General features: G+C 60.7%; 12 protein-coding genes, 3 tRNA genes and 1 pseudogene. 15 read left to right on the forward strand and 1 reads right to left on the reverse strand.

Annotated elements, in window-relative coordinates; translation table 11 throughout:
- Positions 1 to 72 precede the first annotated feature (72 nt).
- From AO388_RS13650 to AO388_RS13720, 15 genes are all read left to right on the forward strand, one after another.
- Complete coding sequence (locus tag AO388_RS13650; protein WP_003431002.1) at positions 73 to 1,086, forward strand: aspartate-semialdehyde dehydrogenase; 1,014 nt, start codon at positions 73 to 75, stop codon at positions 1,084 to 1,086.
- 109 nt (positions 1,087 to 1,195) lie between these two features.
- Positions 1,196 to 4,018 (forward strand): FimV/HubP family polar landmark protein, encoded by a 2,823-nt coding sequence (locus AO388_RS13655; RefSeq protein ID WP_058416604.1) that lies wholly within the window; start codon positions 1,196 to 1,198, stop codon positions 4,016 to 4,018.
- A 159-nt stretch (positions 4,019 to 4,177) separates the two neighbouring features.
- Positions 4,178 to 5,002 carry a tRNA pseudouridine(38-40) synthase TruA gene (gene truA, locus AO388_RS13660; RefSeq protein WP_003368434.1) on the forward strand — a complete coding sequence of 275 codons (825 nt, stop codon included), beginning with the start codon at positions 4,178 to 4,180 and terminating at the stop codon, positions 5,000 to 5,002.
- A gap of 61 nt (positions 5,003 to 5,063) precedes the next feature.
- A complete protein-coding gene (locus AO388_RS13665; RefSeq protein WP_003368435.1) occupies positions 5,064 to 5,684 on the forward strand; it encodes a phosphoribosylanthranilate isomerase in 621 nt (206 codons plus the stop codon).
- 252 nt (positions 5,685 to 5,936) lie between these two features.
- Positions 5,937 to 6,857 carry an acetyl-CoA carboxylase, carboxyltransferase subunit beta gene (accD, locus tag AO388_RS13670; protein ID WP_003318491.1) on the forward strand — a complete coding sequence of 307 codons (921 nt, stop codon included), beginning with the start codon at positions 5,937 to 5,939 and terminating at the stop codon, positions 6,855 to 6,857.
- Complete coding sequence (gene folC / locus AO388_RS13675; protein WP_003431005.1) at positions 6,854 to 8,158, forward strand: bifunctional tetrahydrofolate synthase/dihydrofolate synthase; 1,305 nt, start codon at positions 6,854 to 6,856, stop codon at positions 8,156 to 8,158. The genes accD and folC overlap by 4 nt, the downstream gene beginning before the upstream one ends.
- On the forward strand, positions 8,142 to 8,813 hold the full coding sequence (locus AO388_RS13680; protein ID WP_003368439.1) for an SPOR domain-containing protein: 672 nt from the start codon (positions 8,142 to 8,144) through the stop codon (positions 8,811 to 8,813). Before folC ends, AO388_RS13680 begins: the two co-directional genes overlap by 17 nt.
- 118 nt (positions 8,814 to 8,931) lie before the next feature.
- Positions 8,932 to 9,519, forward strand: coding sequence for a CvpA family protein (locus tag AO388_RS13685; RefSeq protein ID WP_003318487.1), 588 nt, complete (start codon positions 8,932 to 8,934; stop codon positions 9,517 to 9,519).
- A gap of 12 nt (positions 9,520 to 9,531) precedes the next feature.
- The gene (purF, locus tag AO388_RS13690) at positions 9,532 to 11,040 is read left to right on the forward strand and encodes an amidophosphoribosyltransferase (RefSeq protein WP_003347797.1); all 1,509 of its coding nucleotides are present in this window, start codon (positions 9,532 to 9,534) and stop codon (positions 11,038 to 11,040) included.
- Positions 11,041 to 11,060: 20 nt separating this feature from the next.
- The gene (locus tag AO388_RS13695) at positions 11,061 to 12,272 is read left to right on the forward strand and encodes an O-succinylhomoserine sulfhydrylase (RefSeq protein WP_058416605.1); all 1,212 of its coding nucleotides are present in this window, start codon (positions 11,061 to 11,063) and stop codon (positions 12,270 to 12,272) included.
- A 50-nt stretch (positions 12,273 to 12,322) separates the two neighbouring features.
- Positions 12,323 to 13,087 (forward strand): SDR family oxidoreductase, encoded by a 765-nt coding sequence (locus AO388_RS13700; protein WP_161937174.1) that lies wholly within the window; start codon positions 12,323 to 12,325, stop codon positions 13,085 to 13,087.
- A gap of 150 nt (positions 13,088 to 13,237) precedes the next feature.
- Positions 13,238 to 13,313 (forward strand) — tRNA-Val (locus AO388_RS13705).
- Between the two features lie 78 nt (positions 13,314 to 13,391).
- A tRNA-Asp gene (locus AO388_RS13710) sits at positions 13,392 to 13,468 on the forward strand.
- Positions 13,469 to 13,583: 115 nt separating this feature from the next.
- Positions 13,584 to 13,660, forward strand: a tRNA-Asp gene (locus tag AO388_RS13715).
- Positions 13,661 to 13,893: 233 nt separating this feature from the next.
- Positions 13,894 to 14,718 (forward strand): DUF2242 domain-containing protein, encoded by an 825-nt coding sequence (locus AO388_RS13720; protein WP_058397563.1) that lies wholly within the window; start codon positions 13,894 to 13,896, stop codon positions 14,716 to 14,718.
- 136 nt (positions 14,719 to 14,854) lie between these two features.
- On the opposite strand, the pseudogene AO388_RS13725 reads toward AO388_RS13720, so the two are convergent.
- Positions 14,855 to 15,037 (reverse strand): annotated as a pseudogene (locus tag AO388_RS13725) (threonine dehydratase); the annotation flags it as partial.

Here is a 15,037-nt window from a genome sequence, read left to right on the forward strand (position 1 = left end):
TTGCCGGCTTGAATTGCCTGTCGGCAATGCGGCGGTTAAAGTGCCGCTCCCTGATTTTCCTGAGGTTTTTGCATGAGCCAGTCCTTTGATATCGCCGTAGTCGGCGCAACCGGTACTGTCGGCGAAACCGTTGTGCAGGTTCTGGAGGAGCGCAATTTCCCGGTCGGCAATCTGTACCTGCTGGCCAGCATCGAATCCGCAGGCCACTCGGTGCCGTTTCGAGGCAAGAATGTGCGCGTACGTGAAGTCGACGAGTTCGATTTCAGCACGGTGCGCATGGCGTTTTTCGCTGCAGGACCTGCGGTCAGTCGCAGTCACGCCGAAAAGGCGGTAGCGGCGGGGTGCACGGTCATCGACCTGTCGGGCGCATTTACCGCAGTCCAGGCACCTAATGTCGTGCCGGAAATAAATGCTACGCTTTTGCACAACCGTGGCGTCGCTCCTTGTCTGGTTGCCAGTCCCAGTGCTTCTGCCACTGCGGTTGCCCTGGCTTTGGCGCCGTTGCTCGGCCTGATCGATATACAGTCGGTGGCGGTAACGGCGTGTCTGGCGGTATCGGCACTGGGGCGTGAAGGCGTCAGTGAGCTGGCTCGTCAGACCACCGAGCTATTGAATGTTCGCCCGCTGGAAGCGCGGTTTTTTGATCGTCAGATGGCGTTCAACCTGCTGGCGCAAGTAGGGACACCAGACGCGTCGGGGCACCTGCCGCTGGAAAGGCGTCTGGTCGAAGAATTGCGCGAACTGCTGGCGCTGCCATCGCTCAAAGTGTCTGCGACCTGCATTCAGGTACCGGTGTTCTTTGGTGACAGCTTCACGGTAGCGTTGCGCACGGCCGGGGCGGTCGACGTGGCGGCGGTCAATGCAGCACTCGAGTCTGCAGACGGAATCGAACTGGTCGATGCGGGGGATTACCCTACGCCGGTGGGCGATGCGGTGGGCCAGGACGTGGTTTATGTGGGACGCGTCAGGGCGGGAACCGACGATTCCGAGCAGCTCAATCTGTGGCTGACCTCGGATAATGTGCGCAAAGGCGCTGCGCTCAACGCTGTGCAGGTTGGCGAATTGTTGATAAAAGACTATGTGTAAAAGATACTTGGCAACAATTTGAATAATTGTTTTAGCGGCGATACGCCTTACACCCAAATGCAGGACTACCTCCCCGGATCTCGGGGAATCTTTAAACAAGGGATGGGCTATGGTTCAGGTTCGTAAACTGGTATTAGCAATCGCTGCGGCATCAGCGCTGTCATCGGGTATGGCGCAGGCGCTGGGGCTCGGGGAATTGTCGGTCAAGTCGACCCTGAATCAGCCATTGGTAGCGGAAATCGAGTTGACCGAGGCTCAGGGGCTCAACGCAACGCAAGTTGTGCCCAGCCTGGCCACCACGGCCGACTTCGCGCAGGCGGGTGTGACCCGTCAGGCATTTCTCAACGATCTCACCTTTACCCCGGTTATCAATGCCAGCGGTAAAAGTGTTCTGCGCATTACTTCCAGCAAGCCGGTGCGCGAGCCTTATGTGAAGTTCCTGGTTCAGGTGCTCTGGCCCAATGGCCGGTTGCTGCGTGAGTACAGCCTTCTGCTCGATCCGCCGAAATTCTCTCCCGAGGCAGCCGCTGCGGCTGCTGCCCCGGCCCCCGCTGCAGCGCCCGCGGCGCCTGCGCAACTGGCAACGGTAGCCCCGTCGGCTGAAGCGCCGGCAGCCGAAGCGCCAGCACCGGCAGCCAACACATCCACATTGCCGGCGCCAGCCGCCGACAAGCAGTCACAGTACGTCACCGCCAATAACGACACCTTGTGGGAAATTGCTGCGAAGGTGCGCAATGGCGGGACTGTCCAGCAAACCATGCTGGCGATTCAGGCTTTGAATCCGGATGCGTTCATTGGTGGCAACATCAACCGCCTGAAGAAAGGGCAGGTGCTGCGCCTTCCGACGCCGCAGCAGACCACCGCGCTGCCGCAATCACAGGCAGTGGCAGAAGTTTCCCGGCAATACAGCGCCTGGCGTGAAGGTCGCCGTCTGCCGGCCGGTACACGTCAGGTCGATGCTACCCGTCGTGACCGCGCGGGTGCGGCGCCTTCCAAAGTGGATACCTCCGATAACCTCAGTCTGGTTTCGGCAAGCGGCAAGCCGGCGGCAAAAGGTGCGGCGGGCGACAGCGATCTGGGCAACAAGCTGGCCGTGGCTCAGGAAGCGCTGGATACCACACGTCGTGATAATGCCGAGCTGAAAAGCCGCATGAACGACCTGCAAAGCCAGCTCGACAAGCTGCAGCGTCTGATCGAGTTGAAAAACGGTCAGTTGGCCAAGATGCAGGCCGCTGGCGCAGCCGTGCCTCCACCTGCCGCTACCCCGGAAGCTGCAACGCCGGCCAACGCGGCGGTGCCTGCCTCGCTGGTCGACGCCAACGGTGCTCCGGTCAAACCGGCTGGCGAGATTGCGCCTGAAGATGCATTGCCTGCCGGTGCTGCCGAAGTTGCGACGCCGGCGCCAGAGCAGCCGCTGGCGGTGGAGCCGGTTGCTGCAGCAGACGAAGACCAGGACGCGCTGCAGAAAATCATCAACAACCCTGTACTGCTTGGCCTGATCGGTGGGGCGGTACTGCTGATTCTGGCCTTGCTGTTGTTGTTCCTGGCGCGTCGTCGCGCGGCGAAGGCCGAAGCCGAGAAGCACAAGCGCATGGCGCGTGCGCTGGCCGAGGAGTCGGATTTCGTCTCGGACATGGACATGAATGCACCGCCCGCCAGCTTCGACGGGCTTGATGTGCCGCCGCCCAACGTGCGCATGGGAGGCGCCGCAGCAGCCGTTGCCGGTCGTGAACGTCCTGCCGATCCGCTGGTTCAGGCCGAGATCCATATCGCTTACGGTCGTATGAATCAGGCGATCGAGCTGCTGGAAGAAGCCGTCAACGAAGACCCCAAGCGCGACGATATCCGTCTGAAACTGATGGAAATCTACGCCGAGCAGGGTAACAACAAAGCCTATGCCGCCCACGAACGTAAACTGGTGGCTGCGGGAAAGCTTGAAGCTGAGGTCGAGCAGCGGGAAGAACTTAACTCGACCCTGAAGCCGGTGGCACCTGTTGCTGCGCCGCTGGCTTCTGAAACCTCTACTGCATCGGCTGCTCCTGCCGTCGCTGCAGCCGCCGCGGCGGCTACAACGGCCGCACTGGTTGCAGAGCTCGATGCCAAATATCTTGAAGAGCTGCTGGCCGATGATTCGGCAGAGCAGGAGCCTGAGCCTGAGCCTGAAATTGTTGCAACGCCTGAGCCTGAGCCGGAAGTCACCGCTCCGCTGGCCGCAGAGCCTGTCGAAGAGGCAGACCCGTTCGATAACGATTTTGACTTGAGCCTGGACGAGTTCGAAGAACCGTCTGTGCCTGAAGTCTCTACCGTTAACGATCTCGATGACCTGATGCTCGACGAGCCCAAGGTCTCGGCGGTAGCGGATGACGAAGAGCTGAGCTTCGAGTCTGTCATGCAGCAGCAGGAAGAGGCCCGTGCAGCGGCAACGCCGCAGGACCTCGCCGACTTCGATCTGGACTTGTCCGAGGAAGACCCGGCCCTCAAGAGCGAAGATGATTTCCTGCTCGGCCTTGGCGAAGATCCGCTGGATTTGGGCGAAACCTCGCCTACACCACCGGTCACTGATGACCTTGAGCTTCCAGAGGATTTCGACCTGTCGCTGGCGGACGAGATTGAAACCGATCAGGCAAGCCAGGCATTCGCGACTGAAATCGACGACGTCAACGCCGAGCTTGAGCGTCTTTCGCAGAATCTCGAACATCCGCCGCTCGATGAGCCAAGATTCACCGCCGAGGATGCGGCAGCGCTGGATGACGAGCCGGACTTCGACTTCATGGCTGGTACTGACGAGGCGGCGACCAAGCTTGATCTGGCGCGTGCCTACATCGACATGGGCGATGCGGACGGCGCTCGGGATATTCTTGATGAGGTCGTCACCGAGGGCGATGACGGTCAGAAAAGCGAAGCGCGGGAGATGCTTTCGCGGCTGGCCTGATTCAACCCCGGCAACCTGCACACGGCCGCTTATGCGGCCGTTTGCATTTCAGATGTCCGGCTTGAGTAGCGTGTTTTTTTTGCGGCCGTATAATGGCCGACTTTTCGCGAACCGACAGGCTGTACCACTTTGGCGAACATAGATAACCCGGCCGCCGAGATGGCGGCCGAGGGCTTTTCCCGAATCGCGCTGGGCGTCGAGTACAAGGGCTCGCGCTATTGCGGCTGGCAGCGTCAGGCGTCCGGCGTGCTGACCGTGCAGGAAACCCTTGAAGACGCTTTGTCAAAAGTGGCCGCGTCACCGGTGTCACTGATGTGTGCCGGTCGCACGGACGCGGGGGTGCATGCCTGTGGTCAGGTGGTGCACTTCGACACCCAGGCCGAGCGCACCATGAAGGCCTGGGTCATGGGCGCCAATATCAATCTGCCCCATGATGTCAGCGTCACTTGGGCCAGAGTCATGCCGGCCACCTTTCACGCGCGCTTCAAGGCCATCGCCCGGCGTTATCGGTATGTGATCTACAACGATCAGATCCGCCCGGCGCACCTGAATCAGGAAATTACCTGGAACCACCGCCCGCTGGATGTCGAGCGCATGGCGCAGGCTGCCGAATACCTGGTGGGTACTCACGATTTCAGTGCCTTTCGCGCCGGTCAGTGTCAGGCCAAGTCGCCGGTCAAGCAGTTGCACCATCTGCGCGTGACCCGTCACGGCAAGATGATCGTGATCGATGTGCGCGCCAATGCCTTTCTTCATCATATGGTGCGCAATATCGCCGGAGTGCTGATGACCATCGGCACCGGCGAGCGTCCGGTCGAGTGGGCGCGGGAGGTGCTGGAAAGCCGGATTCGGCGTACCGGTGGTGTCACGGCCCATCCTTACGGGCTGTACCTGGTCGGGGTCGAGTACCGTGATGAGTTCCCGTTGCCCGAGCGCTATATCGGTCCTCATTTTCTTACGGGCTTTGCGGAATTGGACGGCTGACGATCCCGGCAGCATTTGCTAACATCCGGGACTTTCCGAAAGGCTTGAGGTTACTCACGACATGTCAGCCGTTCGCAGCAAGATCTGCGGGATTACCCGCATAGAGGATGCACTGGCTGCCGCCGAGGCAGGTGCCGACGCTATCGGTCTGGTGTTCTATCCGAAAAGCCCGCGTGCGGTGACGGTATTGCAGGCGCGTGCCATCATTGCCGCGTTGCCGCCGTTCATCACCACCGTTGGCCTGTTCGTCAACGCCAGTCGCTGTGAGCTCAACGAGACGCTGGATGCCGTCGCGCTGGACATGCTGCAGTTTCATGGCGATGAAACACCCGATGAGTGCGATGGGTATCATCGCCCGTACATCAAGGCGCTGCGGGTCAAGGCCGGTGATGACATTGCCGGGGTCTGCCGGACCTATCGCAATGCACGCGGCGTGCTACTCGATACCTACGTTGAAGGGGTGCCCGGCGGTACCGGAGAAACCTTCGACTGGGCATTGATTCCGGACGACCTGGACAAGCCGGTCATCCTGGCGGGCGGGCTGACGTCCGCCAATGTGGCGCAGGCCATCGCTCAAGTCCGGCCCTATGCAGTGGATGTCAGCGGCGGCGTTGAAAAGAGCAAGGGCATCAAGGATCGGGAGAAGATCCTGGCGTTCATGAGTGCGGTGCACGGCACCTGATGTGACGGCTATTGATCGGCCGCCGTCCATAAGCCTGTTCCCGCCACGAGGCACGCGGGTCGAATCGAGTAAGCGGTGGTGCCACTGAGCAACGCCGTCGTTGTGAAAAATCGGGGTGAGGGGCGCGCAGGTCCGGCCATGAGTCGATCGCTATCCTTTCATCGTCGTCCATATACGAATTTATCCGAGGGCATGCGACTGGCGTTTGATTTGTCAGTCGTTCGAGCCACACCGGTACTGGAGATATAAAGCATGAGCAACTGGTTGGTAGACAAACTGATCCCATCGATCATGCGTTCCGAGGTCAAGAAGAGCTCGGTTCCCGAAGGCCTCTGGCACAAATGCCCGTCCTGTGAGGCGGTGCTGTATCGCCCTGAGCTGGAAAAGACCCTGGACGTCTGCCCCAAGTGCAACCACCACATGCGTATCGGCGCACGTGCACGTCTGAACATTTTTCTGGACGTCGAAGGGCGCGAAGAGCTGGGTGCCGATCTCGAGCCGGTCGACCGTCTGAAATTCCGCGACGGCAAGAAGTACAAGGATCGCCTGACCGCTGCGCAGAAGCAGACCGGTGAAAAGGACGCGCTGATTTCCATGAGCGGCACCTTGCTGGGCATGCCGGTGGTGGCTTCGGCATTCGAATTCTCGTTCATGGGTGGTTCGATGGGTGCCATTGTCGGCGAGCGTTTCGTACGTGCCGCCAACTATGCGCTGGAAAATCGCTGCCCGTTCGTCTGCTTCGCCGCTTCCGGCGGTGCGCGCATGCAGGAAGCGCTGATCTCGCTGATGCAGATGGCCAAGACCTCGGCTGTTCTGGCGCGTCTTCGCGAAGAAGGGCTGCCGTTCATCTCGGTGCTGACCGACCCGGTCTACGGTGGCGTTTCCGCCAGCCTGGCCATGCTGGGTGACGTCATCGTCGCCGAGCCCAAGGCGCTGATCGGTTTTGCCGGTCCACGGGTCATCGAGCAAACGGTTCGCGAGAAGCTGCCTGAAGGCTTCCAGCGCAGTGAATTCCTGCTGGATCACGGTGCCATCGACATGATCGTCTCGCGCAGTGAGCTTCGTCCGCGCCTGGGTAACCTGCTGGCACAGATGATGAATCTGCCGACCCCTCGCTTTGTCGCACCCGTCATCGAGCCAATCGTCGTCCCGCCGGCACCCGCGACGATATGACCTCTACGTCCCTGAGTGACTGGCTCGCCTATCTGGAGCAACTGCATCCGTCGGCCATCGACATGGGCCTGGACCGGTCTCGACAGGTGGCGCTGCAATTGGGGCTTACACGCCCGGCGCGCCAGGTGATCACGGTGACGGGCACCAACGGCAAGGGCTCGACCTGCGCCTTTGTCGCTGCCTTGTTGCAGGCTCAGGGCTTGAAGGTTGGTGTCTACAGCTCCCCGCATTTGATTCGCTATAACGAGCGGGTGAAAGTGCAGGGCGCCGAGGCAACCGATCTGGAACTATGCGACGCCTTCGCTGCGGTCGAAGCGGCGCGCGGCGATGTCACCCTGACTTATTTCGAAATGGGCACGCTGGCGGCGTTCTGGCTGTTCGAGCAGGCCCGGCTCGATGCAGTGGTGCTGGAAGTCGGTCTGGGCGGTCGTCTGGACGCGGTCAATCTAGTGGATGCGGATCTGGCGCTGGTCACCAGTATCGGGGTCGATCATGCCGAGTATCTGGGCGACACCCGTGAGTCGGTCGCTTTCGAGAAAGCCGGGATCTTTCGCGCCGGCTGCCCAGCGCTGTGCGGTGACCCCGCGCCCCCCGAGCCGTTGTTGGCCAAAGCTCGCGAGCTGGGCTGTCCGTTGTTGCTGCGTGGCCGGGATTTCGATCTTTCCATAGGTGAAGACAGCTGGGACTGGCGTGGTGTCGCTCAGGGCGAGCAGATCGAGCTGCGCGGTCTGCCGCTGCTCGATCTGCCCATGCAGAATGCCGCGCTGGCGCTTCAGGCCTTTGCCCTGCTGGGGTATCCATTGCAAGCGGATGCGACAGGCAAGGTGCTTGCCGAGACCCGGCTCGCCGGTCGTCTCGATCGCAGGGTCGTCAGGTGGCACGGCAAGTCGCTCAACCTGCTTCTGGATGTAGGCCATAACCCCCACGCGGCCCGGTTTCTGGGCCAACGCCTCGCGCGGCAGCCAGTTGGCGGCAAGCGTCGAGCGGTGTTTGGTCTGCTCAGCGACAAGGATCTCGACGGCGTGGTCGCGCACCTGGCACCGGTCATTGAAGAGTGGGCTGTTGCGCCGCTTCCGACCTCGCGCAGTCGGCCAGCAGAAGAGTTGCAGACGGCCTTGCAGAACCTTGGCGCCCGCGTGACGTCCTATCAGAGTATCGCGTTGGCGCTGGAAGCTCAGTGCGCGCATGCCACGCCCGATGACGAGATTCTGCTGTTCGGTTCATTTTACTGTGTTGCCGAGGCCCTTGAATGGTTGGCCCGGTACACCGATGAGGACGCTGCAAATGGCTTTGCTGGATAACGTATTCAAGCAGCGAATGGTTGGAGCACTGGTGCTGATCGCCGTGGCGGTCATTTTCCTGCCCATGCTTTTCACGCGTGAAGATGAAACACGTCAGGTGCAGGTCGAGGCGCCAGCCGCGCCTCAGGCGCCTGCAGCTGCGCAGGTGCGGGTCGATCCGGTGCCTGTTCCGGAGCCTCAGGTTCTGCCTCAGGAGCCTGTGCCGGGTGATGATGACATGAGCAGCAACCAGCCGCCTGCCATGCCGATCGCGCCTGCGCCGACTGTTCAGGCTGCACCTGCAGCGCCTGCTGCTCCGGTCTCCAAACCTGCTGCCAAACCGGCACCCGCTCCGGCGCCAGCGACGGCTGCTGCACCAGCAGCGACACCGGCTCCTGCCAAACCTGCAGCACCTGCTGGCGTCGATGCCAATGGTCTGTCGATCAGTTGGTCGGTGCAATTGGCAAGCATGTCCAATCGGGCCAATGCCGACAATCTGCAAAAGACGCTGCGTACCCAGGGCTACAACGCCTACATTCGCACCGCTGATGGCGTGAACCGGGTGTTTGTCGGCCCGCTCATCGAGCGCTCCGAGGCCGATCGCCTGCGCGATCAGCTCGATAAACAGCAAAAGCTCAAGGGTATTGTGGTGCGCTTTCAGCCCGAGCGCGGCTGACCGTTCGGCACCTGGTGCCCCTGGCACAAAGGAAAATGCCTCGCGCCGGTAATCGCTGCTTACCGGCAGGCGGACGCTCTGCTAAAATGCGCCGCCTTATCCGTCTGCAGGCTGCAACGTGCCATTTACTCCGGTTGACTGGGCAATTCTCGGAATTGTCGCCATCTCCGCCCTGATCAGTCTGAAGCGCGGCTTCGTAAAAGAAGCACTGTCGTTGACGACGTGGATCATTGCAGGTGTTGTGGCCTGGATGTTTGGCGCAGGGCTGTCGCAGTATCTGGTCAATTACATAGAAACACCTTCGGCCCGCGTGATCGCGAGCTGTACCATTCTTTTTGTCGCCACCCTGCTGGTAGGCGCCATGGTCAATTTTCTGATAGGCGAGCTGATTCGCGTCACCGGGCTTTCCGGGACCGATCGTTTTCTCGGTATGGTCTTCGGCGCAGCGCGCGGAGGCCTGCTTGTCGTTGTGGCGGTAGGGCTGTTGAGCCTGGGGCCGGTGCAACAGGATCAATGGTGGCAGCAGTCGAGGCTGGTGCCGCAATTTCTCATGGTCGCTGACTGGTCGAAAAACCTGATTCTCGGGATGTCCAGCAAGTGGCTCGCCAGCGGCATCAGCGTACCCGCTGACATGCCGTTCAAGGAACAGATCCTGCCGTCTACAATGCCGCAGGATGTGCTCGGTAAATCCAGTTCCACTAAGTAGGGGTTGTGTCGCATGTGTGGCATCGTCGGTATCGTCGGCAAGTCGAACGTCAATCAGGCGCTGTATGACGCGCTTACCGTCCTCCAGCACCGCGGCCAGGACGCTGCCGGTATCGTAACCAGCCATGATGGCCGGTTATTCCTGCGCAAGGACAACGGATTGGTGCGCGATGTGTTTCATCAACGTCATATGCAGCGTCTGGTCGGGCATATGGGCATCGGTCACGTGCGTTACCCCACCGCGGGCAGCTCGACGTCGGCCGAGGCTCAGCCGTTCTACGTCAACTCGCCTTACGGCATCACGCTGGCGCATAACGGCAACCTCACCAACGTCGAGCAGTTGGCCAAGGAAATTTACGAATCCGACCTGCGCCATGTGAACACCAATTCCGATTCGGAAGTGCTGCTCAACGTATTCGCCCATGAGCTGGCCGTGCGTGGCAAGTTGCAGCCGACCGAAGAGGATATCTTCGCGGCAGTGACCGATGTGCATAATCGCTGCCGTGGTGGTTACGCGGTCGTGGCCATGATCACTGGCTACGGTATCGTCGGCTTCCGTGACCCGGACGCCATTCGTCCTATCGTGTTCGGCCAGCGTCATACCGACGAAGGCGTCGAGTACATGATCGCGTCGGAAAGCGTATCGCTGGACGTACTGGGCTTTACCCTGATTCGCGACCTGGCGCCGGGCGAAGCGGTCTACATCACCGAAGACGGCAAGTTGCACACCCGTCAGTGCGCGGCCAACCCCAAGTACGCACCGTGCATCTTCGAGCACGTCTATCTGGCGCGCCCGGATTCGATCATCGACGGCATCTCGGTCTACAAGGCGCGCCTGCGCATGGGCGAGAAGCTGGCCGACAAGATCCTGCGCGAGCGTCCGGATCACGATATCGATGTGGTCATCCCGATTCCGGACACCAGCCGGACCGCCGCTTTGGAGCTGGCCAACCATCTGGGCGTCAAGTTCCGCGAAGGCTTCGTCAAGAACCGTTACATCGGCCGGACCTTCATCATGCCGGGCCAGGCTGCGCGCAAGAAATCCGTACGCCAGAAGCTCAACGCCATTGAGCTGGAGTTCCGTGGCAAGAACGTGATGCTGGTGGATGACTCCATCGTACGTGGCACCACTTGCAAGCAGATCATCCAGATGGCCCGCGAAGCCGGTGCCAAGAATGTCTACTTCTGTTCTGCAGCCCCGGCTGTGCGCTACCCCAACGTCTACGGCATCGACATGCCGAGTGCTCACGAGCTGATTGCCCACAACCGCACCACTCAGGACGTGGCCGACCTCATCGGTGCCGACTGGCTGGTCTATCAGGATCTGAATGACCTGATCGAAGCGGTCAGCGGCAGCAAGAAAATCAAGATCGACAACTTCGATTGCTCGGTTTTCGACGGCAAGTACGTGACCGGCGACATCGACGAGCATTATTTGAACCGGATCGAGAGCGCGCGTAATGACGCCTCCAAGATCAAGACTCAGGCAGTGAGCGCGATCATCGATCTGTACAACAACTAATTGGGCAAGGAGTGGGCGGCATGACTCAGGAATGGGATGCAGGTCGGCTGGACAGCGACCTTGAAGGCGTAGGTTTCGATACCCTAGCCGTACGTGCCGGGCATCACCGTACACCGGAAGGAGAGCATGGCGAACCCATGTTCTTTACCTCCAGTTACGTATTTCGCACGGCCGCCGATGCGGCTGCGCGTTTCTCCGGTGAGGTGCCGGGCAACGTCTACTCGCGTTACACCAACCCGACGGTGCGTTCGTTCGAAGAGCGCATTGCCGCACTGGAAGGTGCCGAGCAGGCTGTCGCCACGGCGACCGGCATGGCGGCAACCCTGGCCGTGGTGATGAGCCTGTGCAGCGCCGGCGATCACGTTCTGGTGTCACGCAGCGTGTTCGGCTCGACCATCAGCCTGTTCGACAAGTACTTCAAGCGCTTTGGTGTCGAGGTTGATTACGTTCCTCTCGCCGATCTGAGCGGCTGGGACGCGGCGATCAAGCCCAACACCAAAATGCTCTTCGTCGAATCGCCGTCCAATCCCCTGGCCGAGCTGGTCGACATCGCGGCCCTGGCCGAGATCGCGCACGCCAGGGGCGCGATGCTGATCGTCGACAACTGTTTCTGTACGCCGGCCTTGCAGCAGCCACTGTTGCTGGGCGCTGACATTGTCGTGCATTCGGCCACCAAGTTCATCGACGGCCAGGGCCGTTGCATGGGCGGCGTGGTTGCCGGGCGCAGCGAGCAGATGAAAGAAGTGGTCGGCTTCCTGCGTACTGCCGGGCCGACGCTCAGCCCGTTCAATGCGTGGATCTTCCTCAAGGGCCTCGAAACCCTGAACCTGCGCATGCGCGCTCACTGTGCCAATGCCCAGGCACTGGCCGAGTGGCTCGAGCAGCAGGATGGCATCGAAAAAGTCCATTACGCAGGGCTGAAGAGCCACCCGCAGCACGCGTTGGCCCAGCGTCAGCAAAAGGGTTTCGGCGCGGTGGTGAGCTTCGAGGTCAAGGGTGGCAAGGACGGCGCATGGCGCTTCATCGATGCCACGCGACTGATTTCGATCACCGCCAACCTGGGCGACAGCAAAACCACGATCACTCACCCGAGCACCACCTCTCACGGTCGTCTCGCACCTCAGGAACGTGAGGCCGCAGGTATTCGCGACAGCCTGATTCGGGTTGCAGTGGGGCTGGAAGACGTGGCTGATCTGCAGGCTGACCTGGCCCGTGGTCTGGCGGCGTTGTGAGTAGCGAGGCCAGCAAACCGGCCAGTGGCAAGCCGGGTGAGACGTGGGCGTTGAAATTTTCCGGCGTCCACAATGGCCGTGTCGCCCTGGTGACCGGTGCCGCTCGTGGGATCGGGCTAGGTATCGCAGCGTGGCTGATCGCCGAAGGCTGGCAAGTCGTGTTGACCGATCTGGATCGTGCGCGTGGTTCGAAAGTGGCCGGTGCCCTGGGTGAAAATGCCCTGTTCATTGCCATGGACGTTGCCAGTGAAGAGCAGGTCGCAGCGGGCGTGGCCGAGGTGCTTCGGCAGTTCGGTCGTCTCGATGCGCTGGTGTGCAACGCCGCGATTGCCGATCCGCACAACACTACGCTGGAAAGCCTTGAGCTGTCGCACTGGAACCGTGTACTGGCAGTCAACCTCGGCGGTCCGATGCTGCTGGCCAAGCATTGCGCGCCTTACCTGCGTGCGCATTGCGGCAGCATCGTCAACCTGACCTCCACACGCTCTCGCCAGTCGGAGGCCGACACCGAAGCTTATGCGGCCAGCAAGGGCGGTCTGATGGCGCTGACACATGCGCTGGCGATCAGTCTGGGGCCGGAGATTCGTGTCAATGCTGTCAGCCCTGGCTGGATCGACGCGCGCGACCCCTCGTTGCGCAGAGCCGAGCCTTTGTCCGAGACCGATCATGCCCAGCATCCGGCGGGCAGGGTAGGTACAGTGGAGGACGTTGCGGCGATGGTTGCCTGGCTGTTGTCCAGAAACGCCGGTTTCGTGACCGGGCAGGAGTTCGTGGTCGACGGTGGCATGACGCGCAAGATGGTGTACGCCGAGTAGTTTGCGCGGACGAGCTTCGATTGAGCTATTGCTTGTGCTTTTGGTGTGTGGTGAGGGTTTTGTGATTGAGGCGGTTTTTAAAAAAACTTCAATCAGGCTATTGACTTAGGTTCGTTAGGTGCGTAAATTTCGCGGCCTCAACGAAGCAAAGGGTGATTAGCTCAGCTGGGAGAGCAGCTGCCTTACAAGCAGCGGGTCGGCGGTTCGATCCCGTCATCACCCACCATCGTTGAGTTTGAAAGCTGAAGTACGAGGGCTTTCAAAAGTGATTTAAAAAGCTTACACGGACGCAAGTCCACAATGCGCAGCGGTAGTTCAGTCGGTTAGAATACCGGCCTGTCACGCCGGGGGTCGCGGGTTCGAGTCCCGTCCGCTGCGCCATATTTGTACAGATCGGGTTCTCCGGGTCTGCGATTGAAAAGCCCAAGGGTCTTTCGGTCACATGTACAGGAAGCAGCCTACCTAAGGTTTGTTTCAAACAGGTTTACAGCGATACGCAGCGGTAGTTCAGTCGGTTAGAATACCGGCCTGTCACGCCGGGGGTCGCGGGTTCGAGTCCCGTCCGCTGCGCCATACACCGCTTCAAGGCCCTTGAACTCCTTGAAGCAAACAAGAAAGCGGCCCTAGGGTCGCTTTTTTGTTGTCTGCATTTTGTGTGTCTGAGGGCCTGGCTTCGTGCGCCTGAGTGGTTTGTATCCAAATCCTTTTGAACTGTACGTTGATCCAGCGTCGGCCTTGTTGCAGACTTACCGCCATTTCCCAGTTCGCAGTCTTGCTGGCAGTCTTTTCCTTCCTCAGGATTTTCGATGTTTAAGCTACTGAACGTTCGTACCGCCCTCTGGATTTCTGCCGTGTTGATGGCAGCCGGCTGTTCATCGCCCAAGCAGGCGGTGTATGACCATGAACACTTCGACGACGCCGGGACCTTCTCCCGAAGCTACCCAGCGACCGACATGGCTTACTGCGAGGCGGGGCGGCGTGCCTTGCTGAGTCAGGGCTATATCATCACCAGCAGCGACCCTAAGATGATTGCCGGCCGCAAGAGCTTCCAGCAGACCGGCGATACGCATATCGAAATCAGCTTCAATCTGGTGTGCGCCGCCGATGCGAAGGATGGCAGTTCCACCATGTTCGCCAACGCGCTGCAAGACCGCTACGCGTTGAAGAAGACCAACAACTCGGCCAGCCTCGGTGTCGGCGTGCTGGGTTCCGTGTCGATGCCGATAGGCTCGACTGACGACTCGATGGTCAAGGTCGCCAGTGAGACCGTCTCGTCGGCAAAGTTCTACGAGCGCTTTTTCGGTCTGGTGGAAAACTTCCTGCCGCCTGAAGTGAAAAAGGCTGCGCATATTGTCGAGAAGCCCAAGGCCGACCTCGGTGTGCCTGACACGGCTCCCGCAGCCCCGGCGGCTCCCGCCAAGGCTGCCGAGCCTGCGAAGCTGGCGCCTGCGTCGTCAGAAAACGCGCCGAAGGCCGAGCCTGCTGCCGAACCGGTTACGCCTGCTGCAAGCGAACCAGTGCCTGCACCGTCCGAACCTGCTTCATTCAAGGCAGAAACGGTCGAAACACCGGCCGCAGAACCTGCAGAAAGCACCGCCCCCACGCCAGTCGAGCCCGCCCCGGCGCAGTAAGGTGTTGCGCGGAGCGTGCGGAACGATTGTCGTCAGGCATAACACTATCGTGCCCATGCTTCGCGTGGGTATGCCGGTCTGGACGCTCTGCGTCCTCTTGTGACGCGGAGCGTGAGGAACGCGAGATATCCCGGCCTTAGCCCAGAAACAGCCTGTACGCCGGGTTCTCGCTCTCGTCCCAATACGGGTAACCAATCTCATCCAGCGCAGCACCCACCAGATGCCGCTCTTCCTCCGGCACCACCAGCCCGGCAACCACGCGGCCGTCAGCAGCGCCGTGGTTGCGGTAGTGGAACATGGAGATGGTCCAGCGGCCGCC

The organism is Pseudomonas sp. ICMP 10191 (genome assembly GCF_001467335.1).
Classification (GTDB): domain Bacteria; phylum Pseudomonadota; class Gammaproteobacteria; order Pseudomonadales; family Pseudomonadaceae; genus Aquipseudomonas; species Aquipseudomonas cerasi.

Excerpts from the sequence above, each read along its gene's own strand:
- AO388_RS13650 (WP_003431002.1), top strand. The coding sequence starts at position 73 with ATGAGCCAGTCCTTTGATATCGCCGTAGTCGGCGCAACCGGTACTGTC.
- AO388_RS13655 (WP_058416604.1), top strand. The coding sequence starts at position 1,196 with ATGGTTCAGGTTCGTAAACTGGTATTAGCAATCGCTGCGGCATCAGCG.
- truA (WP_003368434.1), top strand. The coding sequence starts at position 4,178 with ATGGCGGCCGAGGGCTTTTCCCGAATCGCGCTGGGCGTCGAGTACAAG.
- AO388_RS13665 (WP_003368435.1), top strand. The coding sequence starts at position 5,064 with ATGTCAGCCGTTCGCAGCAAGATCTGCGGGATTACCCGCATAGAGGAT.
- accD (WP_003318491.1), top strand. The coding sequence starts at position 5,937 with ATGAGCAACTGGTTGGTAGACAAACTGATCCCATCGATCATGCGTTCC.
- folC (WP_003431005.1), top strand. The coding sequence starts at position 6,854 with ATGACCTCTACGTCCCTGAGTGACTGGCTCGCCTATCTGGAGCAACTG.
- AO388_RS13680 (WP_003368439.1), top strand. The coding sequence starts at position 8,142 with ATGGCTTTGCTGGATAACGTATTCAAGCAGCGAATGGTTGGAGCACTG.
- purF (WP_003347797.1), top strand. The coding sequence starts at position 9,532 with ATGTGTGGCATCGTCGGTATCGTCGGCAAGTCGAACGTCAATCAGGCG.
- AO388_RS13695 (WP_058416605.1), top strand. The coding sequence starts at position 11,061 with ATGACTCAGGAATGGGATGCAGGTCGGCTGGACAGCGACCTTGAAGGC.
- AO388_RS13720 (WP_058397563.1), top strand. The coding sequence starts at position 13,894 with ATGTTTAAGCTACTGAACGTTCGTACCGCCCTCTGGATTTCTGCCGTG.